General features: G+C 68.6%; 22 protein-coding genes and 1 tRNA gene. 5 read left to right on the top strand and 18 right to left on the bottom strand.

Translation table 11 applies throughout. The features are described 5' to 3' along the window. Positions 1-29: 29 nt before the first annotated feature. The 8 genes from RWO82_RS00935 to prmC form a co-directional block, all read right to left on the bottom strand. On the bottom strand, positions 30-818 hold the full coding sequence (locus RWO82_RS00935; protein ID WP_314422204.1) for a F0F1 ATP synthase subunit delta: 789 nt from the start codon (positions 816-818) through the stop codon (positions 30-32). Continuing rightward, entirely contained in the window at positions 818-1372 is a 555-nt protein-coding gene (locus RWO82_RS00940) for a F0F1 ATP synthase subunit B (RefSeq protein ID WP_314422205.1), read from the bottom strand. Before RWO82_RS00940 ends, RWO82_RS00935 begins: the two co-directional genes overlap by 1 nt. A gap of 27 nt (positions 1373-1399) precedes the next feature. Next, positions 1400-1636: an ATP synthase F0 subunit C gene (gene atpE, locus RWO82_RS00945; protein WP_042541851.1), complete on the bottom strand. Its 237-nt coding sequence runs from the start codon at positions 1634-1636 to the stop codon at positions 1400-1402. 59 nt (positions 1637-1695) lie between these two features. Next, positions 1696-2481, bottom strand: coding sequence for a F0F1 ATP synthase subunit A (gene atpB, locus RWO82_RS00950; protein ID WP_314422206.1), 786 nt, complete (start codon positions 2479-2481; stop codon positions 1696-1698). A gap of 145 nt (positions 2482-2626) precedes the next feature. Continuing rightward, positions 2627-3202 carry a hypothetical protein gene (locus tag RWO82_RS00955; RefSeq protein ID WP_314422208.1) on the bottom strand — a complete coding sequence of 192 codons (576 nt, stop codon included), beginning with the start codon at positions 3200-3202 and terminating at the stop codon, positions 2627-2629. Then, the gene (locus RWO82_RS00960) at positions 3199-4371 is read right to left on the bottom strand and encodes an MraY family glycosyltransferase (RefSeq protein ID WP_314422209.1); all 1173 of its coding nucleotides are present in this window, start codon (positions 4369-4371) and stop codon (positions 3199-3201) included. Before RWO82_RS00960 ends, RWO82_RS00955 begins: the two co-directional genes overlap by 4 nt. Beyond that, positions 4368-5075, bottom strand: a complete 708-nt coding sequence (locus RWO82_RS00965) for an L-threonylcarbamoyladenylate synthase (protein ID WP_314422210.1) — start codon at positions 5073-5075, stop codon at positions 4368-4370. Before RWO82_RS00965 ends, RWO82_RS00960 begins: the two co-directional genes overlap by 4 nt. Positions 5076-5125: 50 nt before the next feature. Continuing rightward, on the bottom strand, positions 5126-5986 hold the full coding sequence (gene prmC / locus RWO82_RS00970) for a peptide chain release factor N(5)-glutamine methyltransferase (RefSeq protein WP_314422211.1): 861 nt from the start codon (positions 5984-5986) through the stop codon (positions 5126-5128). Between the two features lie 99 nt (positions 5987-6085). Between prmC and cysK the strand changes: the two genes are divergently transcribed. Then, positions 6086-7024, top strand: coding sequence for a cysteine synthase A (cysK, locus tag RWO82_RS00975; RefSeq protein ID WP_314422213.1), 939 nt, complete (start codon positions 6086-6088; stop codon positions 7022-7024). An 8-nt stretch (positions 7025-7032) separates the two neighbouring features. After that, complete coding sequence (gene epsC, locus RWO82_RS00980) at positions 7033-7602, top strand: serine O-acetyltransferase EpsC (protein ID WP_314422214.1); 570 nt, start codon at positions 7033-7035, stop codon at positions 7600-7602. On the opposite strand, the gene RWO82_RS00985 is transcribed toward epsC, so the two are convergent. The 6 genes from RWO82_RS00985 to lysA all read right to left on the bottom strand — a co-directional run bounded on the left by RWO82_RS00985 (position 7603) and on the right by lysA (position 15091). Next, on the bottom strand, positions 7603-8004 hold the full coding sequence (locus RWO82_RS00985; protein WP_314422215.1) for a phage holin family protein: 402 nt from the start codon (positions 8002-8004) through the stop codon (positions 7603-7605). 92 nt (positions 8005-8096) lie between these two features. After that, positions 8097-9176 (bottom strand): peptide chain release factor 1, encoded by a 1080-nt coding sequence (prfA, locus tag RWO82_RS00990; RefSeq protein ID WP_314422217.1) that lies wholly within the window; start codon positions 9174-9176, stop codon positions 8097-8099. Between the two features lie 11 nt (positions 9177-9187). Beyond that, positions 9188-11173, bottom strand: a complete 1986-nt coding sequence (gene rho, locus RWO82_RS00995) for a transcription termination factor Rho (protein ID WP_314422219.1) — start codon at positions 11171-11173, stop codon at positions 9188-9190. 197 nt (positions 11174-11370) lie between these two features. Then, entirely contained in the window at positions 11371-12300 is a 930-nt protein-coding gene (thrB, locus tag RWO82_RS01000; RefSeq protein WP_314422246.1) for a homoserine kinase, read from the bottom strand. A 2-nt stretch (positions 12301-12302) separates the two neighbouring features. Further along, a complete protein-coding gene (locus RWO82_RS01005) occupies positions 12303-13610 on the bottom strand; it encodes a homoserine dehydrogenase (protein WP_314422220.1) in 1308 nt (435 codons plus the stop codon). Positions 13611-13693: 83 nt separating this feature from the next. Continuing rightward, positions 13694-15091, bottom strand: a complete 1398-nt coding sequence (gene lysA / locus RWO82_RS01010; protein WP_314422221.1) for a diaminopimelate decarboxylase — start codon at positions 15089-15091, stop codon at positions 13694-13696. A gap of 149 nt (positions 15092-15240) precedes the next feature. On the opposite strand from lysA, the gene RWO82_RS01015 reads away from it, so the two are divergent. Then, positions 15241-16299, top strand: coding sequence for a YihY/virulence factor BrkB family protein (locus RWO82_RS01015; RefSeq protein ID WP_314422222.1), 1059 nt, complete (start codon positions 15241-15243; stop codon positions 16297-16299). A gap of 3 nt (positions 16300-16302) precedes the next feature. Here the strand turns inward: RWO82_RS01015 and RWO82_RS01020 are convergent, their stop codons facing one another. Beyond that, a complete protein-coding gene (locus RWO82_RS01020) occupies positions 16303-17151 on the bottom strand; it encodes a DUF2993 domain-containing protein (protein ID WP_314422223.1) in 849 nt (282 codons plus the stop codon). Positions 17152-17191: 40 nt separating this feature from the next. Then, the gene (gene argS / locus RWO82_RS01025; RefSeq protein WP_314422224.1) at positions 17192-18856 is read right to left on the bottom strand and encodes an arginine--tRNA ligase; all 1665 of its coding nucleotides are present in this window, start codon (positions 18854-18856) and stop codon (positions 17192-17194) included. Positions 18857-18926: 70 nt separating this feature from the next. Here argS and RWO82_RS01030 point away from each other — a divergent pair, with 70 nt between their 5' ends. Further along, on the top strand, positions 18927-19733 hold the full coding sequence (locus tag RWO82_RS01030; RefSeq protein WP_314422225.1) for an SGNH/GDSL hydrolase family protein: 807 nt from the start codon (positions 18927-18929) through the stop codon (positions 19731-19733). A gap of 16 nt (positions 19734-19749) precedes the next feature. Then, a tRNA-Arg gene (locus RWO82_RS01035) sits at positions 19750-19822 on the top strand. Between the two features lie 111 nt (positions 19823-19933). Here RWO82_RS01035 and RWO82_RS01040 read toward each other — a convergent pair. Together RWO82_RS01040 and aztA are read right to left on the bottom strand one after the other, a co-directional pair. Beyond that, positions 19934-20521, bottom strand: a complete 588-nt coding sequence (locus RWO82_RS01040; protein ID WP_314422227.1) for an NADPH-dependent FMN reductase — start codon at positions 20519-20521, stop codon at positions 19934-19936. Further along, complete coding sequence (gene aztA / locus RWO82_RS01045) at positions 20518-21264, bottom strand: zinc ABC transporter ATP-binding protein AztA (RefSeq protein WP_314422228.1); 747 nt, start codon at positions 21262-21264, stop codon at positions 20518-20520. Before aztA ends, RWO82_RS01040 begins: the two co-directional genes overlap by 4 nt. Positions 21265-21266: the final 2 nt, after the last annotated feature.

Here is a 21266-nt window from a genome sequence, read left to right on the forward strand (position 1 = left end):
GGGTGCGCGGTTCCCCGCGCGAAGTCGTGTTAGCCGGCGAGCTTCTGGCGAAGATCGGCGAGACGGGCGGAGATGCTTCCGTCGATGACGTCATCGGCGATCTGCACACGCAGGCCTCCGACGACGGCGGGGTCGAGGACCTCGTTGAGCGACACCGTGCCGTCGTAGCGCCGCGAGAGCGCCGCGCTGAGACGGGTGCGCTGGGCGTCGGTGAGAGGCTTCGCGGTGTGCACCGTCGCGACCACGCGGTCGCCCTGGCTCGCGACGATCCGCGACGCGCGGATGAGCATCTGCCGGATGCGGCGATCACGCGGCTGACGCACGAGCGACGACACGATCAGAGACGCGGCGTCGCTGACGCCACCCGCGAGCAGCTTCTCGACGAGTGCGGCCTTCGCGGCCTCTCCTCCGAGCCGGCTTCCGAGCGCGAGCTCGAGCTCCGGGTTCGCCGCGATGACACGGGAGAATCCGAACAGCTCTCCCCCGACGTCCGTCTGCGGGGCGGAGATGGCCGCCACGCGGATCGCGAGCTCCTCGACACCGTCGACGAGCTCGGACGCGGAGGACCACCGCTCGGCGACGACGCTCTTCAGAATGCTCTGGGCGTTGTGCGAGAACCCGCCGAACACCGCCGCGACGACGTTCTGTCGCGCCGCGGCTGGAGCCGCGGGGTCGGCGAGCGCGCCGCTCAGCTGAGACGACTCCGTCACGGCACGGGCCGCTGCGAACAGCTCCCGCGCCGTGTCGAGGGTGACGTCCTTCGCTGCGGCAAGCGTCTGGATGGATGCCGCGAGTGCCTGAGTGGTCGCGCTGCCCATTACTGAGCCGCCTTCTCGGATGCTTCGAGCTCGGCGAGGAAGCGGTCGACGACCGCCGTCGCACGTGCATCGTCGCTGAGCGTCTCACCGACCACGCCGCCGGCGAGGTCGATGGCGAGAGAGCCGACCTCGCTGCGCAGCGACACGAGAGCGGTCTGGCGCTCCGCCTCGATCTGCGTGTGCGCGGTCGCGGTGATGCGAGCGGCCTCGGTCGATGCCGCCTCCTTGGCTTCGGCGACGATCTTCTTGCCGTCCTCACGGGCGGCCTCACGGATCTCACCGGCCTCGGTGCGTGCCTCGGCGAGCTGCCGGGTGTACTCCTCGAGCGCGGCCTCAGCCTGCTTCTGGGCCTCGTCCGCCTTGGCGATGTTCCCCTCGATGGCGGCGGACCGCTTGTCGAGCAGCGCCGTGAACTTCGGAAGGGCGACCTTCCACACGACGACCAGGATGACGAGGAACCACAGACCCGACCAGATGATGTCGTACCACGCAGGGATCAGCGGGTTAGGCGTCTCTCCCTCAGCTGCGAGGTTCGTGACAAGAGCGTTCAGCATCCTGTCTCCTTCAGAAGTCGGTTCGGATTACGGGAAGGGGATGAATCCGACGGCGATGCCGACGAATGCAAGCGCCTCGGTGAAGGCGATACCGATCCACATGAGGACCTGGAGGCGGCCGGCCAGCTCGGGCTGACGAGCGACACCCTCGATGGTCTTGCCGACGACGATGCCCACACCGATGGCCGGACCGATCGCGGCGAGGCCGTAGCCGACCGAAGCGAGGTGGCCGTTGATGTCTGCGAGAACCGTAGTAGCGTCCACGGGTTTTTCCTTTCGTTGGGTGGGCCGGCAGTCGCCGACCCGCTCAGTGCCTAGTGGGCTTAGTGCTCTTCTGCGACCGCGAGCTGGATGTAGACCGCGGTGAGGACGGTGAAGACGTATGCCTGCAGAACGGCGACCAGGATCTCGAAGAGAGTGAAGGCGCCGCCGAAGGCGAGGGTTCCGACACCGAGAGCGGCCCAGCCGCCACCTGCGGTGAAGAAGAAGAACTGGGTGGCTGCGAAGCACAGCACCAGGAGCATGTGTCCGACGACCATGTTCATCAGGAGTCGGAGCATCAGGGTGACCGGCCGGATGATGAACGTCGAGAGGAACTCGATCGGCGTCACGATGATGTACACCGGCCACGGGACACCGGAGGGGAACAGCGCGTTCTTGAAGAAGCCTGCAGGGCTCTTCTTGATTCCCGCGTAGATGAAGGTGACGTAGCTCACCAGAGCCAGGGTCAGCGGCACGGCCGCGATGCTGGTTCCGGCGATGTTCAGGAACGGGATGATGCCCGTGATGTTCATGAACAGCACCATGAAGAAGATCGTGGTGAGGATCGGCAGGAATCGGTTGCCGTCCTTGCGTCCGAGCAGGTCGTGCGCGATGTTGGTGCGGACGAAGTCCAGCCCCATCTCGACGACGCTCTGGAAGCGGCCGGGGACCACCTTCATCCGACGGGTTCCGAGGACCAGGAGGAGGACCACCACCACGACGGCGAGGAACTGCACGAGGTGGATTCGGTGCACCGGGATGACCCCGAATGCGTCGAAGAGGATCTCCGGGAAGAACTCGTCGATCGAAGGTCCGTGGAACTCGCCGTCGGAGGCGAGTTTGGGCATCAGGGTCGCAGCAAGATTGAACAGCGCGGGCTCCAGCTTCGGGGCACCGGTCAGAACCGGGGCGACGATGGTCGGTGTGCTTCAAGCGCAAGCGCTCGCGGGCGAGCGGCGGGCACATGTCAACACTATCAGAATAAAGGGTCTCCTAAGACCGGGGGGCGCCCTCCGCGGGCCCGTCCTGGTCGCGGGGTTCCTGAGCGATGTGGTGCCGACCGGGGGCGCGATCCTCGGGGACGACGGTGGGCAGCTCCATCCCGGGAGCGCGGTCGAGCGGAGCCTCGGAGGGCAGCGACGCATCGCTCACGTTGGGCAGACGCATCCGCGTGATGACGATCACGTCGATGACGAGGGTGGCGACGACTCCCGTGACGATCGACAGGAAGAACACCATCGGCTCGATCCACGCCTGACCGCTGAGCACGATCATGATCACGACGAAGAGGCCGAGCTTCAGCAGCCAGCCGCCCAGCACGATCGCGAAGAACAGCTGCACGTACAGGGGGTCGCCGAACCATCGGTTCGCGATGAGGATGCTCAGTGCGGTGATGCCGAGGAACAGCATCGCGAGCACGACGCCCAGCAGACCGCTCACCAGGCCCTCTGCCCCGCCGACGAGGAGACCGATGACGCCGGCCACGATCGCGAGGACCACCATCGACAGTGCGGACCAGAGGAGAGTCCTCCTCAGGATCGGGTTGCTGGACACGGGGCTCGGGCTCACGGGGACTCCACGGGGTTCGGGTCGGATTCGACGGGCGCCGCGGGCTTCCGCCGACGCGAAGGATTCAGGGTGATGACGAGGCAGGCGGCGATGCCTACCACGCCGAAGGCGACGCCGGGAAGGTACTGCCCCGGCCAGTCCTCACGCGCGCCGACGTACATCAGCAGCACCGCGAGCGAGATCACCGCGGTCCAGGCGTAGAAGATGAGCACGGCGTCGCGGTCGCGGTGACCGAGGTCGAGCATCCGGTGGTGCAGGTGCTTGCGATCGGGAGAGAACGGCGACTTGCCCGCGTTCATCCGCCGGAGCACCGCGAGCCCGAAGTCGAGCAGCGGCAGCAGCACCACGAGGAGTGGGAGCAGGATCGGGATGAAGGCACCCAGGAGCTGGGAACGACCGAGCCGCTCGAGGTCGAGCGCCGAGGGTTCGAGCTGACCGGTGACCGCGATCGCCGAGGTCGCCATCAGCAGACCGAGCACCAGCGCGCCTGAGTCGCCCATGAACAGCTTGGCGGGGCTCCAGTTGAAAGGCAGGAACCCCAGACACGCACCGATCAGGACGGCGGCGAGGAACGACGCGAGGTTGAAGTAGCTCGACGCCCCCGTGTCTCGCGTCAGTATGTACGAGTAGGCGAAGAAGACGCCGTTCGCGATCAGACAGACTCCCGCGACCAGGCCGTCGAGGCCGTCGATGAAGTTCACCGCGTTCATGACGATGACGATCGCGAACATCGTGATCGTGATGCTCAACCAGCTCGAGAAGACGATGAGGTCCCCGAACGGCAGCGACAGGATCTGCAGTCCGCCGCCGACGGTGATGATCCCCGCGGCGAGGAACTGCGCTCCGAGCTTGATCATCCAGTCGAGGTCCCACAGGTCGTCGACCACTCCGATCACGGCGATCAGGAGCGCGGCGGCGAGGATCGACCACATCGTCTGCGGCGGCATCCAGATCGTCGCGAAGAAGGGGTTCGCGGCGGACACCGCCATGGTGATGGCGATCCCGAGGAAGATCGCGACTCCGCCGAGGCGCGGAGTCGGGGTGGTGTGGACGTCTCGTTCGCGGATGCTCGGATAGAGCTTGAACCGCAGGCTCAGCTTCCAGACCGCCCACGTCAGCGCGAACGTGATCGCGGCGGTGATGATGACGGTGAAGAGGTACTGCTTCACGACTCCCCGTCCGCGTCGGCCTGCGCAGGAGCGGGCTCGAGCAGTTCTCCGAGCACCTCCTCGAGCCGCTCACGGCTGATCGCTCCGTCGCGCAGGATGCGCACCCGGCCCGTGCTCGGGTCGGGTGCTCGCGCCACGAGGGAGGTCGCGTCGACGATCGTCGAGGCGACGCCGGTCTCGCTGACGCCGTCGGCGAGATAGACCGACACGCTGTCGCCCAGCATCCGCTCGGCGTCTTCCGCGGACGTCGCGGCGTCGTGACCGGTGAGGTTCGCGCTCGAGACCGCGAGCGGGCCCGTCTCGGCCAGGAGTTCGAGAGCGACGCGTCCCTCGGGCATGCGCACGGCGACGGTGCCCAGCGTGTCTCCCAGGTCCCAGGCGAGCGACGGCTGGGCAGGCAGGACGATGGTCAGCCCTCCGGGCCAGAAGGCGTCGACCAGACGCCGCACGGGCTCGGGCACCGACTCGGCCAACGCCTCGAGCGTCTCGATCGAGCCGATCAGGACGGGCGGAGGCTGATTGCGCCCGCGCCCCTTGGCGTCGAGCAGTCGCTGCACCGCCTGCGGTGAGAACGCGTCGGCGGCGACGCCGTACACGGTGTCGGTGGGCATGACGATGAGTTCGCCGCGACTGATGGCCTGGCGTGCGTGACGCATTCCGGCGAGGAGCTGACCGTCGTCGCCGCAATCGAAGATGGAGGACATGACGAGTCGATTCTAGCCGGGGTCAGCCTGAGCACTCGATGACGGCGCCGTCACGGCCGCAGAGCCGTCGTCGCGCGGTCTCTGAGCGTGAGGTCGCGATGCGTCGACGCGGCCCGCCATCCGTCCCGCGTGAGGATGCTGCGGATCTCCTCTCCCTGCAGTTCGCCGTGCTCGATGACCAGAAGACCGCCGGGCCGGAGCAGCTCGAGCGCGCGCATGCTGAGCACGCGAACGATGTCGAGGCCGTCCTCCCCTCCGTAGAGCGCCATCGCGGGATCGAAGAGACGGACCTCGGGATCCCGCGGGATCGCCGCGTCCGGCACGTAGGGCGGGTTGGAGATCACGACCGAGACGGTGCCGTCGAGCTCATGGAAGGCGTCTGCGAGGTCTTCGTTCACGAGGGTCAGGTTCGGGGTGCCCGCGGTGTTGCGGCTGGCCCACGCATACGCTTCGGGTGAGAGCTCTGTCGCGTACACACGCGAATGCGGCACCTCGGTGGCCATCGACAGCGCGATGGCTCCGCTTCCGGTGCCGAGATCGACGGCCACCGGCTCCGCCTCGGGAGCGTTGACGAGGGCGTCGATCGCGAACTGCACGACCGTCTCGGTCTCGGGGCGCGGCACGAACACCCCCGGACCTACGGCGAGCTCGAGATGCCGGAACGGTGCTGTTCCCGTTATGTGCTGCAGCGGCTCCCTGGCCGCTCTGCGCTCCACCAGAGCGTCCAGCGCAGCGCGTTCCGACTCGCTCGCCCGGTCACCCCGCACCATGGCCGCCTGCACCTCGCCGCGTCGGACGCCGCGGACATGCCCCACCAGGAGCTCCGCGTCGACCAGCGGATCGGGGACTCCCGCCGCGCCGAGACGCTGAGCCGCGGCGTGGACGAGGGAGGCGAGGGACGTCTCAGACATGTGCTCCAGCGTAGAGCCGGAACGATGTCACAATGACCTCCGCCCCGACCGCCTCACATAGGCTGGAGCCGCAGTCCCCCACCACAGGAAGGCGTCACCATGTCCGGCATCCACCCCGACATCACCACCGCGTTCGGCAACACTCCCCTGGTTCGTCTGAACCGTGTCACCGAGGGAGTGGGCGCCACGGTGCTCGCCAAGCTGGAGTTCTACAACCCGGCGTCCAGCGTGAAGGACCGGCTCGGCATCGCGATCGTCGACGCCGCGGAGGCGTCGGGCGAGTTGAAGCCCGGGGGCACCATCGTCGAGGCGACGAGCGGCAACACCGGCATCGCGCTCGCGATGGTCGGCGCGGCACGCGGATACGACGTGATCCTCACGATGCCCGCATCGATGTCGAAGGAGCGGCGGATGCTCCTCAAGGCGTTCGGTGCCGAGGTCGTGCTCACCGATCCCACGAAGGGCATGACGCACGCGGTCGCCGAGGCGGAGGCCATCGCCGCCCGGACGCCCGGCGCGGTGCTCGCCAAGCAGTTCGCCAATGAGGCGAACCCCGAGATCCACCGCCGGACGACCGCTGAGGAGATCCTGCGCGACACGGAGGGCTCCGTCGACTATCTCGTCGCCGGCATCGGCACCGGCGGAACGATCACCGGGGTCGGCCAGGTGCTGAAGGAGCGCGTTCCCGGCGTGCAGATCGTCGCCGTCGAGCCCAAGGACTCCCCCATCCTGACCGAGGGCCACCCCGGACCGCACAAGATCCAGGGCATCGGCCCGAACTTCGTGCCGCCCATCCTCGACCGCGACGTCCTCGACGAGGTCATCGACGTCACGTTCGACGATGCTATCCGAGTCGCTCGCGAGACCGCGCGCAAGGAGGGCATCCTCGTGGGCATGTCGAGCGGTGCCGCGATCTGGGCCGCTCTCGAGGTCGCCCGCCGCCCGGAGGCGACGGGCAAGACGATCGTCGTGATCATCCCCTCGTTCGGCGAGCGCTACCTGTCGACCGCCCTGTACGAGCACCTGCGCGAATCCTGACCCGTCCGATGGGCATGATCGGCCGAATGCGCGAGGACATCGCGGCAGCACGACTCCGCGATCCCGCCGCACGCAGCGCCGCGGAGGTGGCACTGCTCTACCCGGGACTGCACGCGATCTGGGTGCATCGGATCTCGCACGCACTGTGGCGTCGCCGGCTGCGGCTGCTCGCGCGCGCGACCTCGCAGGTCTCGCGTTGGCTGACCGGGATCGAGATCCACCCCGGCGCACGGATCGGGCGTCGCTTCTTCATCGACCACGGCATGGGCGTCGTGATCGGCGAGACCGCCGAGATCGGCGACGACGTGATGCTCTACCACGGAGTGACGCTCGGCGGTCGCACCAGGCACTCCGGCAAGAGGCACCCGACGCTCGGCGACGGCGTGGCCGTCGGAGCCGGGGCCAAGGTACTGGGCCCCGTCACGATCGGCGCGCGTGCGGTCGTCGGTGCGAACGCTGTCGTGACCCGCGATGCGCCGGCCGACAGCATCCTGGTCGGGATCCCGGCGAAGCCGCGGATGCGGAGCGCCCACGACGACACGCGCGCGCTGCTCACCGCACCCGAATACTCGATCTGATCAGCGGGCGCGGCGCTTCTCGGTGCGCTTCTTGAGGAAGATCAGCGGGAGAAGGACGCTGCCGAGCGCCGTGATGAGCCACACGATCACGGATCCGAGCAGCCACCCGGTCAGATCGACGATCCGGAGACCGCCGATCGGGAGAAGAACGACGACGACGAGGGCGATCAATGTCGAGAAGATGCCGATGCCGCCCATGAGCACCGGGGCGTAGCGGTCCGCGATCCTGCTGACCCACGGCGCGAGAATGCTCTGCAGCAGCGCGAAGATCAGGATGCAGACGACGAACCCCCACCACTTGTCCCACTGGATCTGGAATCCCTCGAGCAGCAGGTCGGCCACGATGAGGCCGAGCCCGGCGGACACGACGTACATGAGCGAGCGGAACAAGAGCGTGATCACGGGCTGAGCATATCGCTCCCGCGGCAGAGCGTGCGGAAACGGTTCCCGCGCGTGCCCTGCGGCCCGAAGTCCCGACGCGCGGGACCTGGGGCTCAGGAGTCCGAGCCCACCGCGGCGAGCCGTGCCTCTTCGTCGGCCTGGATCGCGCTCTCGATGATCGGCTCGAGCGCGCCGTCCATCACCTGATCGAGGTTGTACGCCTTGAAACCCGTACGGTGATCCGCGATGCGGTTCTCGGGGAAGTTGTAGGTGCGGATGCGCTCGGAACGATCCATGCCGCGGATCTGCGACTTGCGGGCATCGGATGCTGCAGCATCCAACTCCTCCTGCTGCTTGGCGAGCAGACGCGCGCGAAGCACACGCATCGCCGCCTCGCGGTTCTGCAGCTGGGACTTCTCGTTCTGCATGGACACGACGATCCCGGTGGGCACGTGCGTGATGCGAACGGCGGAGTCCGTCGTGTTCACCGACTGTCCGCCAGGACCGGACGAGCGGAAGACGTCGATCTTCAGATCGTTCTGGTTGATCGCGATCTCGTCGGGCTCGTCGACCTCGGGGAAGACGAGCACGCCCGTCGTGGAGGTGTGGATGCGGCCCTGCGATTCCGTGGCGGGCACGCGCTGGACGCGGTGCACGCCGCCCTCGTACTTGAGATGTGCCCAGACACCCTGTGCGGGGTCCGTCGAGGAGCCCTTGATCGCGACCTGGACGTCCTTGTAGCCGCCGAGGTCGGATTCGTTGCGCTCGAGCAGCTCGGTCTTCCAGCCTTTCGACGCGGCGTACTGGATGTACATGCGCAGCAGGTCTGCGGCGAACAACGCCGATTCGGCTCCGCCCTCCCCCGCCTTGATCTCCATGATGACGTCACGGGCGTCGTCCGGATCACGCGGGATGAGGAGTCGTCGCAGCCTCTCCTGAGCCGCCTGCAGACCCTCCTCGAGGACCGGGATCTCGGCGGCGAACGCCTCGTCCTCACGAGCCAGCTCACGTGCGGCGTCGAGATCGTCGGACGCCGCCACCCACGCCTCGTACGCGGCGACGATCCGTGAGAGCTCGGCATAGCGCCGGTTCACGCGCTTCGCGCGCGCGGCGTCAGCGTGCACCGCCGGGTCGGAGAGTTCCTCCTGCACCCGGCGATGCTCGTCGATCAGAGTCTGGACGGACTCGAACACACCGGCTCCGCTCAGCGGATGTTGCTGTCGTGTCCGTGGCCGCCTGCGGGCGGCGTCGGCATCGACTTCTGCATCTGCACCAGGAACTCCACGTTCGAGTGGGTCTCCTTGAGCTTGCCGAGCACGACCTCGAGTGCCTGCTGCTGGTCGAGGCCCGCGAGGGCACGGCGCAGCTTCCAGGTGATCTTGACCTCGTCGGTCGACAGCAGCATCTCTTCGCGGCGCGTGCTCGACGCGTTGACGTCGACGGCCGGGAAGATGCGCTTGTCGGCGAGCTGGCGCGACAGACGCAGCTCGCTGTTGCCGGTGCCCTTGAACTCCTCGAAGATGACCTCGTCCATCTTGGAGCCGGTCTCGACGAGAGCCGTGGCGAGGATCGTGAGGGATCCGCCGTTCTCGATGTTGCGCGCGGCGCCGAAGAAGCGCTTGGGCGGGTAGAGCGCCGAGGCGTCGACACCGCCGGACAGCACACGGCCCGATGCAGGGGCGGCCAGGTTGTAGGCACGGCCGAGACGCGTGATCGAGTCGAGCAGCACGACGACGTCGCGGCCCAGCTCGACGAGACGCTTGGCGCGCTCGATCGCGAGCTCCGCGACCGTGGTGTGGTCTTCGGCCGGGCGGTCGAACGTCGAGGCGATGACCTCGCCCTTGACCGTGCGCTCCATGTCGGTGACCTCTTCGGGGCGCTCGTCGACCAGCACGACCATGAGGTGGACCTCGGGGTTGTTCTGCGCGATCGCGTTGGCGATCTGCTGCAGCACGATCGTCTTTCCCGCCTTGGGCGGCGCGACGATGAGACCGCGCTGGCCCTTGCCGATCGGGGCGACGAGGTCGATGATCCGCTGCGTCAGCTTCTCCGGTGCCGTCTCGAGACGCAGGCGCTCCTGCGGGTAGAGCGGGGTGAGCTTGCCGAACTCCACTCGGGTCGCGGCGTCATCGATCGACAGACCGTTGATCGAGTCGACCTTCACCAGCGCGTTGTACTTCTGGCGTCCCTGCTGGTCGCCTTCGCGCGGCTGCTTGATGGAGCCGACGATCGCGTCGCCCTTGCGGAGGTTGTACTTCTTGACCTGTCCGAGCGAGACGTAGACGTCGCTGGGGCCGGCGAGGTAGCCGGTCGTGCGCACGAACGCGTAGTTGTCGAGCACGTCGAGGATGCCCGCGATCGGGATCAGGACGTCGTCCTCGCCGATCTCGGTGTCGAACTCGTCGGTCGGCGCTCCGCCGCGGCGCTTGTTGCGCTGACGGTTGCGTCCGTTGCCCGAGGACTGGTCGTCGTCGGCAGGAGCGCTCGGCTGCTGCTCGGGCTGCGCCTGAGCGCCGCTGTTCTGGCCGCGGCCGCGGTTGCGGCTGCGGCTCCGGTTGCGACCCCGACCGCCCTGCTCGTCGCCGTCGGCGGAGTCGCCTGCGGTCTCGGAGGGACGGTTCGCCCCTGACGCGTCGTCGGCGGACGCCTGGGGCGCGGGCTTGTCGGCTGCCTGCTTCTCGGGGCCGGACTTGTCCGCACCGGAGTTGTCCGCACCGGACGCCTCCGCCTCGGCGGCGGGCTTCTTGGCGGTGCGACGGCCCCGGCTGGGCTTCTTCGGCTCGTCCGAGGACTCGGCGCCGTCACCTGCGGCCGACGCGGCCGGAGCAGCGACAGGCTCAGCGGCGTTCGCAGCGGATCCGGACTCTGCAGCGGGTGCAGGAGCGTCGGCATCCGCCTTCTTCGCGCGGCTGCGTCGCGGGGCCTTGGCCTTGGGCGCGTCGGCAGACTCTGCGGCGGGGGCGTCGCCGGCAGGCTTCTCCGACGCCGCGGGAGCCGTGTCGGCCTCAGCCGTCGCCTTGTCGGCCTTGGCCGCGGCGGTGGCAGTGGTCGCCCGGCGCGGTGCGCGCTTGCGCGGCGGCGCCTTCTCGGTCACGGCGGCACCGGATGCGGCGTCGGAGCTCACGGCCTTCGCCGGGGCATCAGCGGCGGGCGCCGCCTGATCGTTCTGGGTCTCGGAGAAATTCTCCACGAGTACTCCCTCTTTGGTCTCGAAGACATGAGCGGTACGCGCACAACGGGTGCTGCGCGCGGTCGCACGGGCCGACACTCGGTGCCGGCAAGCCTTGTCACCGAGCCGACGAAGAGGACTGGGCTCTCAGAAGGATCGATGCGTCAGGGATTCACGTGCGGGTCTTGCAGATTTGCAATGGGGCCAGATTCACGCAGTTACGTGGAGCCCTCCGCTCGGTTCCCCACTGTACCACCACGGACGTCGACTGCGAGCAGCAGCGCTTCCCACGGGGTGTCGGTGGTCGACTCGGCGAGTTCGACGGCGTCCTGACGGCTGCCGGGGCCGTCGGCCAGCACCAGCACGCTGGGCCCCGCCCCCGAGACGACTGCCGCGAACCCCGCGCTCCGAAGCGCCTGCACCAGACGTCGCGTCTCGGGCATGGCCTCGGCGCGATAGTCCTGGTGAAGACGGTCGGCCGTCGCGTCGAGCAGCAGCTCCGGGCTCTGCATCAGGGCGGCGATCAGCAGAGCGGACCGCGAGACGTTGAAGACCGCGTCCGCCGTCGAGACGTGGGGCGGCTGCAGCGAGCGCGCCTTCGACGTCGACATGGTGTACGACGGCACGAGCACGAGCGGAGACACGCCGCGGTGCACGAGCAGCTTCTTGTGCTGCGGACCGCGCTCCCCCATCCAGGCGATGGTGAGGCCGCCGAACAGCGCCGGGGCGACATTGTCGGGGTGACCCTCGATCTCGGTGGCGAGTCGCAGCATGTCGGTGTCGCTGATCTCGACATCGCCCTCGAGCAGACCCTTGGCCGCGAGGATCCCGGCGGTCACGGCAGCCCCGGACGATCCGAGTCCGCGCCCGTGAGGCACACCGTTCTCCGCGACGATGCGCAGGCCCGGGAGCGGACGATCCACGTCGGCGTAGACGTGCGCGATCGTGCGCACGATGAGGTTCGTCTCGTCCCGGGGGATCTCGCTCGCACCGGAGCCGGTGACGTCGATCTCGAGCCTGCCTGCCGGCAGCTCGGTCACGAGCAGTGTGTCGTAGATGCTGAGGGCGAGACCGAGCGTGTCGAAACCCGGACCCAGGTTGGCGCTGGTCGCCGGAACGGTCACCTCGACCGTGCGCCCCTCTGCCATCGTCACTCGCCCTCCACGCGCAGCACGGAGACCACGCGCTCGACGACGGAGCTGTCGGCCAGGGCGTCAACGGTCGCGCTCAGCGCCTGGTCGGTCGCGCGGTGGGTGCCGATCACGAGACGTGCGGTGGTCTCGTCCTCCCCTTCGACGGTCTGCACGACGGTCGCGACCGAGACGTCGCCGTCGCTGAGGATGCCGGCGACCGTCGCCAGCACGCCGGGCGAATCAGAGACCTCGAGAGTGATCTGATAGCGGGTGGTGACATGGCCGATCGGGACCACGGGAAGATTGGCCCTCGTCGACTCGCCCACGCCGACTCCTCCGGCGATGTGCCGGCGTGCCGCCGACACCACGTCGCCGAGGACCGCCGATGCCGTCTGCACGCCGCCGGCGCCCGCACCGTAGAACATGAGCGAACCCGCGGCCTCCGCCTCGACGAACACCGCGTTGTTGGCGCCGTGCACCGCCGCAAGCGGGTGCGAGTTCGGGATGAGGGCCGGGTACACGCGCACCGAGATGGACTCGTTGCCGTTGGCCTCGATGCGCTCGCAGACCGCGAGGAGCTTGATCACGAAGCCCGCCGAACGAGCCTCCTCGATCATCGACGCGGTGACCGAGGTGATCCCCTCGCGGTACACCGCGTCGAGGGGAACGGCGGTGTGGAAGGCCAGACTCGCGAGGATCGCCGCCTTCTGCGCGGCGTCGAAGCCCTCGACGTCGGCGGTCGGATCAGCTTCGGCATACCCGAGTCGCTGAGCATCGGCGAGGACGTCGCCGAAATCGGCGCCCTCCGTCTCCATGCGATCGAGGATGTAGTTGGTCGTGCCGTTCACGATGCCCATGATGCGCACGACCCGGTCGCCGGCGAGCGAATCGCGCAGCGGGCGGATGATGGGGATCGCTCCCGCCGCGGCGGCTTCGTAGTACACGGATGCGCCGACACGATCAGCCGCCTCGAAGAGCTCGGGACCGTGCGTGGCGAGCAGGGCCTTGTTCGCGGTCACGACGTCTGCGCCGGAGCCGATCGCCTGAAGGATGCTGGTGCGTGCGGGCTCGATGCCGCCCATGAGCTCGATGACGATGTCGGAACCGAGGATCAAAGACTCCGCGTCGGTCGTGAACAGCTCTCTCGGCAGATCCGTGTCGCGCGGCGCGTCGAGGTCGCGCACCGCGATGCCCGCCAGCTCGAGCGCTGCGCCCGCGCGGTCGGCGAGCTCGTCGCCGTGGCGCAGCAGGAGCGCTGCGACCTGGGAGCCGACCGCTCCGGCGCCCAGCAGCGCCACGCGAAGTCGTCGGTACTCAGTCGTCATTGCTTCTCCTTCGGAGGGTGGTTCGGGTGGTGCATCGCCGGATCGCGGATCCGCCGGTGGGTCTCAGCGGCTCGGGCGTTCGATCATGGCCGGGGAATCCCGGCGTCGCGGGACAGCACGTCGGCGATGGTCTCGCCGCGCACGATGACCGTGGATCGTCCGTCGCGCACGGCGACGATCGGCGGGCGGGGCACGTGGTTGTAGTTGCTCGCGAGGGACGCGCAGTAGGCCCCTGTGGCGGGAACCGCGAGCAGGTCGCCGGGTGACACGTCATCCGGGAGGTATTCGTGATCGACGACGATGTCCCCCGACTCGCAGTGCTTGCCGACGACGCGACTGAGCTGAGGAGCCCCGACGCCGAGCCGCGAGGCGAGTCGGGCCGAGAACTGCGCGCCGTAGAGGGCCGGGCGGGCGTTGTCGCTCATCCCGCCGTCGACGCTGATGTACGTGCGTCCGAAGCCCGACCCCAGCTCGACGTCCTTGACCGTGCCGACCTCGTAGATGGTCACGCCCGCCGTGCCGACGATCGCGCGTCCCGGCTCGAACGACAGAGCGGGCACCGCGATGCCTCGCGCGGCGCAGCCCTCCGCCACGGCCGCCACGATCTCCCCCGCGAGCGTCTCGATGGGCGTGGGGTCGTCGACGCTCGTGTAGGCGATGCCGAAGCCGCCGCCCAGGTTGAGGTGCGGCACGGGTCCCTCGTCGAGCAGAGCCGCGTGGAGCTCGAGAACCCGCTCGGCAGACTCGCGGAAGCCCGCGACCCCGAAGATCTGAGAGCCGATGTGACAGTGGAGGCCGACGAAGTCGAGCCCGGGGATGTCTCGGATCCGCGCCACGGCCGCCTCCGCGTCCGCGAGCGGGAAGCCGAACTTCTGGTCCTCGTGAGCGGTGGCGAGGAAGTCGTGCGTCTCGGCGTGCACCCCGCTGATCACGCGCACGAGAACGCGCTGCGTCGCACCGGTACGGGCCGTAATCGCGGCGAGACGCTCGATCTCGATCGCACTGTCGACGATGATCGTGCCGACACCGACCTCGACCGCACGCGTGAGTTCGGCCAGCGACTTGTTGTTGCCGTGGAATCCGAGCGACGATGCAGCGACACCCGCGGCGAGAGCGACCTCGAGCTCGCCTCCGGTGCACACGTCGACGCGCAATCCCTCCTCGACGACCCAGCGGGCGACGACCGTGCTGAGGAACGCCTTGCCCGCGTAGTACACCTGTGCCGTGGTGCCGTGATCGGCCGCGGCCTCGTCGAACGCCGTGCGGAACGCCCGCGCCCGTGACCGTACTTCGTCTTCGTCGAGCACCAGCAACGGGGTGCCGTAGGTCTGCGCGAGCTCCGTGGCGGTGATGCCTGCGATCATGAGCGCGCCGTCGTCGCTGCGCCCGGCCGACGCCGGCCACACCGCAGTGGGGAGTTCGTTCACGTCGTCGGGGACGACGAGCCAGTCCGGGGCGAGCGAGTCGACAGGGGAATGCACGGAACACCAATCGTGGGACGGTCTCGACGCGAGGGCGCAGCGTGAGGTTGACCCCGATTCTAGGGCACCCGGTATGCCGCCCCCGCCATGGTGACGGTCCGCGTCAACCCCCTGTGTGCCACCCCCGACGCCTCGTAGTGTGGAACACGATGAGCACAGATACCCCGCCCCAGAAGGCTGAGTCACCGGGCGCGATCGCACGGCTGAGCAGGAACGCGATCCGCTGGGCGCTCGAGCGTCGTCCCGTACGTGCCGTGCTGCTGTACAGCGAGCGTCGTGGTCCGATGCTCGCCGACAGCGTCACCTATCGCGCCCTGTTCAGCGTGTTCGCCGCCGTGCTGCTCGGCTTCTCGATCGCCGCGCTCTGGCTCGCCGGCAATCCCGAGGCATGGCGCGCGATCATCGATGCCGTGCAGTCCGTGGTTCCGGGGCTCATCGGCGACGGCGGGGTGATCGACCCCGACGACCTGCGCGTGCCGCTGTCGCTGTCGCTCGCGGGCCTCGTCTCGGCGATCGCTCTCGCGGGCTCGGCTCTCAGCGCAGTGGGTTCCCTGCGCACCGCGGTGCGAGTGATCTCCGGCACCGCTCAGGACGACATCCTCTTCATCTGGGTCATGCTCCGCAACCTCCTGCTCGCCGTGGGCGTCGCGGTGCTCTTCGTGGCGTCTGCCGCCGTGACCTTCGTGGGGCGCCTCGGCATCACATGGATCACCGGGCTCATCGGACTCGATGCGGACTCGCCCGTGGCCACCTGGAGCGTCAGGATCGTCTCTCTCGTCGTCGTCCTGGCGCTCAACACCGTGCTGATCGCGGGGGTCTTCCGGCTGCTCTCGGGCGTCTCCGCGTCGGCCCGTTCCCGGTGGTCAGGGGCCCTCGCAGGCGGCGTGGGTCTGCTCGTGCTGCAGGAGCTCTCGAGTCTCTTCGTCGGAGGCGCCACGAGCAACCCGCTGCTGGCATCCTTCGCCTCGTTGCTCGCGCTGCTGATCTGGTTGAACCTGTCGACTCAGGTGATCCTCGTCTCGTGCGCCTACATCGTCACCTCCGAGGAGGAGCGCCACGACCGCGTGCACGCCCGCTTCGGTGCGACGACCTTCGAGCAGAGGCGCGTGCAGCGAGCGGAAGCAGAAGTGGCCCTCGCCACGGCGACGCTCCGGTCGGCGCAGCAGGCGGAGCGGGACGCGCGCGGAGTCGCCCAGACGGGCGACTGAGCCTCACCTCTGCGGGCAGACTCCGGGCTCCTGCAGGCTCGCGTCGGTGGTGATCGCTCCGTCGACGTCGACGTCGATCACGGCCACACTGCCCTCGATATCGAGGCCCGTGAGCGTGAGGCCCGCGGGCAGCTGATCCGCGATGCACAGTCGCTGGGTCTGCGTCAGTGTCGCCCCGAGCGCGCCCAGCGACGACCCCACCTCCGCGGCGTCGATCTCGAGGCCGCCGACGGTGAGCCCCACCGGCGTCAGCTCGAGGTCGCCGTCGGCGACACCGGGCTCCACGGTGAGAGAGATCGGGATCGCAGCCCCCAACACGCTGACCGAGCCCGACGCGGTGACGTTCGGTGCGTCGAAGACGACCGTGTCGACGGGGAGATCGGTGTCGGCGAGCAGAGTCGTGAACTGCGACTCGTCCACGCGGATCGTGCCCGTCGCTCCCGAGAGGTCTCCGCCGCGCAGCGGCACCCCCTGAGCCGTGACGTCCACGGCCCCGGTGAGTCCCTCGAGCGTGACCGATTCGGTCGAGAGCCGCAGAGTGTCCAGACGGCCGGCGACGAGCTGCGGCAGCAGGATGCCGTCGGCCTGCACATCGAGCTGCTGATCGCCGGGCAGATCGAGCTGTTCGATCACGATCGATCGCACGACGCCGGGGAGCACCGCCCTGGCGATGAACTCCGCAGCGATCACGAGCGCGATCAGCACCACGAACACGATCGCGAGCACCCATGGCCAGCGACGGCGTCGCCGCGTCGCCCGCGGAGCGGCATCCGCTCCGTTGCCGGGCACCACGAGCGTCGGATGCTCGGAGTCGGCCGAGGGATACGGCAGCGTGGGATTGTCGTCGCTCATGCTGCCATCCTGCCCTACGCCCGACCGCCGGACCGACGTGCTACATGCGCTCGGGCGCCGAGACGCCCAGCAGGTCCAGACCGTTGCGGAACACCTGACCCGAGGCGTCGTTGAGCCAGAGGCGCGTGCGGTGCACGGTTTCGATCGGGTCGTCGCCCTGAGGGATCACACGGCAGTTGTCGTACCAGCGGTGGTAGAGGCCCGCGAGTTCCTCGAGATAGCGTGCGACCCGGTGCGGCTCACGCACCTCCGCCGCGAAAGCGACGATGCGCGGGAACTCCTGCAGGGCACCGAGCAGAGCGGCCTCGGTCTCGTGCGTCAGCGTCTCGGGGGCGAACTCCGAGCGGTCGACACCCGACTCGGCAGCGTTGCGTGCCACGTTGTGCGTGCGCGCGTGGGCGTACTGCACGTAGAAGACGGGGTTGTCGTTCGTGCGCTTCTGCAGGAGTTCGGGGTCGAGAGCGAGCGGAGAATCCGCGGGCGAGCGCTCGAGGGAGTACCTCAGCGCATCGGTGCCGAGCCATTCGCGCAGGTCGTCCATCTCGATGATGTTCCCCGCGCGCTTGCTGAGGCGAGCGCCTCCGACCGAGACGAGCTGCCCGATCAGCACCTCGACGTTCTTCTCCGGGTCCTCGCCCGCCGCTCCCGCGATCGCCTTGAGGCGGTGCACGTACCCGTGGTGGTCGGCACCCAACAGGTAGAGCTTGTACTCGAAGCCACGATCGCCCTTGTTGAGGTAATAGGCGGCGTCGGCGGCGAAGTAGGTGTACTCGCCGTTGGAGCGACGGATCACGCGATCCTTGTCGTCGCCGAAATCGGTGGTGCGCACCCACACCGCACCGTCGTCGTCGAACACATGCCCCTGCTCGCGCAGACGGTCGACGGCGCGATCGACGAAGCTGACTCCGTCCGCGTCCTTCGCGTGCAGCGTGCGCTCGGAGAACCACACGTCGAAGTCGACGTTGAACTTCGCGAGCGACTCCTTCTGCTCCTCCAGCTGGAATCCGTAGGCGAGCTCACGTGTCACGAGCACCTGCTCGTCCTGTGCGAGTTCGAGCAGATCCGGCCGCGCGGCGAGGACGCGGGTCGCGAGGTCTGCGATGTAACTGCCGGCGTACCCGCCTTCCGGGGCCGGTTCGCCCTTGACGGCAGCCAGAACCGAGTGCGCGAAGCGCTCCATCTGCACGCCGGCGTCGTTGATGTAGTACTCCCGCGCCACCGTCGCACCGGACGCGGCGAGCACACGGGCGATCGCGTCGCCGAGCGCCGCCCAGCGCGTGTGGCCGATGTGCAGGGGCCCGGTCGGGTTCGCGCTCACGAACTCGATGTTGATGCTGCGACCGGCCTGGGCGTCATTGTGTCCGTAGGCGGACCCCGCCTCGACGATGACCTTCGCGAGTGCGCCGGCGGCTGCCGCGTCGAGTCGGATGTTGATGAACCCGGGGCCGGCCACTTCGGCGCTCTGCACGCCGTCGACGTGCTCGAGGCCGTCGGCGATCTGCTGGGCGAGCTCGCGGGGATTCGTGCCGAGCGGCTTCGCGAGACGCATCGCGATGTTCGACGCCCAGTCGCCGTGATCGCGATTGCGCGGACGCTCGAACACGATGTCGGACGCGGCGACGGCGAGCGGCTCGCCGGGACGACGTTCCTCGGCGATCGGTGCGAGAACGGCGAGGAGGGCTTCGGCGAGCGTTTCAGGAGTCATAGGCAACCCAGTTTACGGCTCGACACGCGTCGGAATTTGCGTCGCGGGATTCGTGATCTACAGTCATGCCATGCGTCCCGCGATCACCCGCCGCCGCCTGCCTCTCGCAGGCGTAGCCGTGGCGATCGTCCTGGCCGTCGCGGCAGTGGTCCTCGGGGTGCTGCGGCCGTGGACTCCGGCACCGACCACCGCTCCCGTCGGTGCGGCATCCGCCGGTGAAGACGCGGTCGCGATCTCGCCCGCGCCGCTCCTGCTGCCCGAAGAGCCCACCGTGCTCGTCTTCGGAGACTCATGGACGTACGGGTCCGCGGCCACGCTGCCGACCGAGGGCTACGCATATGTGCTGGCCGACCTCATCGACGGCGAGACGATCGTGAACGGTGTGCGCGGCAGCGGCTACCTGAAGCCGGGCCTGGACGGACCCGCGTTCGGCGAGCGCATCGCAGCGCTCGACCCGGCCCTCGCTCCCGACCTCATCATCGTGCAGGGGTCGATCAACGACCGGGAGCAGGGAGAGACCGGATACCGCGAGGCGGTCACCGCCGCCTGGGATGCCCTGTCGGCGAAGTACCCGGATGCCACGATCGTGGTGCTCGGGCCCGCGCCGCACGAACTCCCGGTGGGCGCAGGCACCGCGCGCATCGACGGGGATCTCGCGGAACTGGCCGCCGCCCGGGGCTGGTGGTACGTCTCCCCCATCGCACAGAACTGGATCACCGAGCAGAACTACCTGTCTGTGATCGATGTCGATCTCGGTCGCAAACACCCCTCGACCGACGGTCACCGCTACCTCGCCGAGAAGCTCGCTGCGGCGCTCGTCGAACTCGGCGACGCGCCCGTGACCGAGGCCGGGTCGGAGACGACCGCCGAGCAGTGATATTGTCGACCGGTACGCCTCCGTAGCTCAGTGGATAGAGCGCCGGTTTCCGGTACCGTAGGTCGCAGGTTCGACTCCTGTCGGGGGCACATGGGGTGAATGCGTGACGAGCGACAGCTCATCCGCAGAATCCGTGTCACGAGAAAAGCCGCCTGGAACCAGGCGGCTTTTCTCGTGAGTGGTCGAGGGACCCGGGGCGCTCAGGCGTCCGCGGAATCGGTCGTCGAGCGGGGCAGGACCGTGAGCACCCGTTCGATATGGTCGCGGAACTCTGCCATGTAGTCGCTCAGGAATGTCGCGGTGCCCGCGTTCTTGACCGTGCCGTCCTCGGCGTAATCGTCGGGGACGAACTGGATGTAGGCCTCCGGGGCCGTCATCTGCCGGGCGTTGCAGAAGCTCAGCACACCGCGCAGGCTCTGCTGCGCGACCGCCGTGCCTATCGCACCGACGGATGCGCCGATCACCGCGGCGGGGATGTGATCGAACGAGTTCTGTCCCCAGGGCCGGGATGCCCAGTCGATCGCGTTCTTGAGTCCGCCCGGAATCGACCGGTTGTACTCCGGCGTGACGAAGAGCACGGCATCCGCCGAGTCGATCGCCTCCTTCAGCTCCACCGCGACCGGCGGGTAGTCCTCGTCGTAGTCCTGACTGTAGAGCGGGAGATCGCGGATCGAGATCTCGAAGAACTCGAGGTCCTCCGGCGCGAGCCCGATCAGCGCCTTCGCCAGGGTGCGATTGATGGAGGTGGATGAGAGACTTCCGACGAAGTAACCGACTCGGTAGGTCATGACCGCTCCTCTTGTCGTGGGGCGCCTGCAGTGACGCTGGGTCCAGTCTCGTCGCGGGCCCCCTCTGCGTCCAGCCCCACTCCGTGCGGATCGTCGGCCGTCACCAGCTCCCCCTCCGACAATCGGACCAGACGATCCGCGTCTTCGAGCAGCGCGGTGTCGTGCGAGACGCAGACGACGGCGACCCCGCGACGGGCCTCGTCGCGCAGAGCACCGCGGATCAACATCGCGCTCTTGGCGTCGAGGCCCGTCGTCGGCTCGTCGAGCAGCAGCAGGTCTGCCGATCTCGCAAGGCCCTGTGCGAGAAGTGCGCGCTGCTGCTGACCGCCCGACAGCGTCGCGAAGGGAGCGGATGCGAGCTGGTCGATCGCGAGTCGCGTCATCGACCGGTCGATGAGCTCGCGTGCCGCGGCATCCGTGCGACGCCACCACCCGAGACGCCCCCAGGTGCCGATGCTCACCACCTCGCGCGCCGTGACGGGCAGCCGCTCCGGGATTCCGGTGCGCTGCGGGACGAATGCGAGGGAGCCGCGGACCGACCTCGCGCCGACCCGCGCGTCACGGACCCCGGCGAGCACCTCGAGGAGCGTCGATTTGCCGGCACCGTTCGGACCCGCGATCACCACCATCTCGCCTCCCCGCAGCGCGAGGTCCACCCCTCGCAGGACGTCTTTCCCGCCAAGGGCGACGTGGATGTCGGTGAGAACGGCGGCCTGCGCACGGTCGACGGCGGAAGAAGTCATGA

Origin of the sequence: uncultured Microbacterium sp. (genome assembly GCF_963521645.1) — a bacterium.
GTDB lineage: Bacteria > Actinomycetota > Actinomycetes > Actinomycetales > Microbacteriaceae > Microbacterium.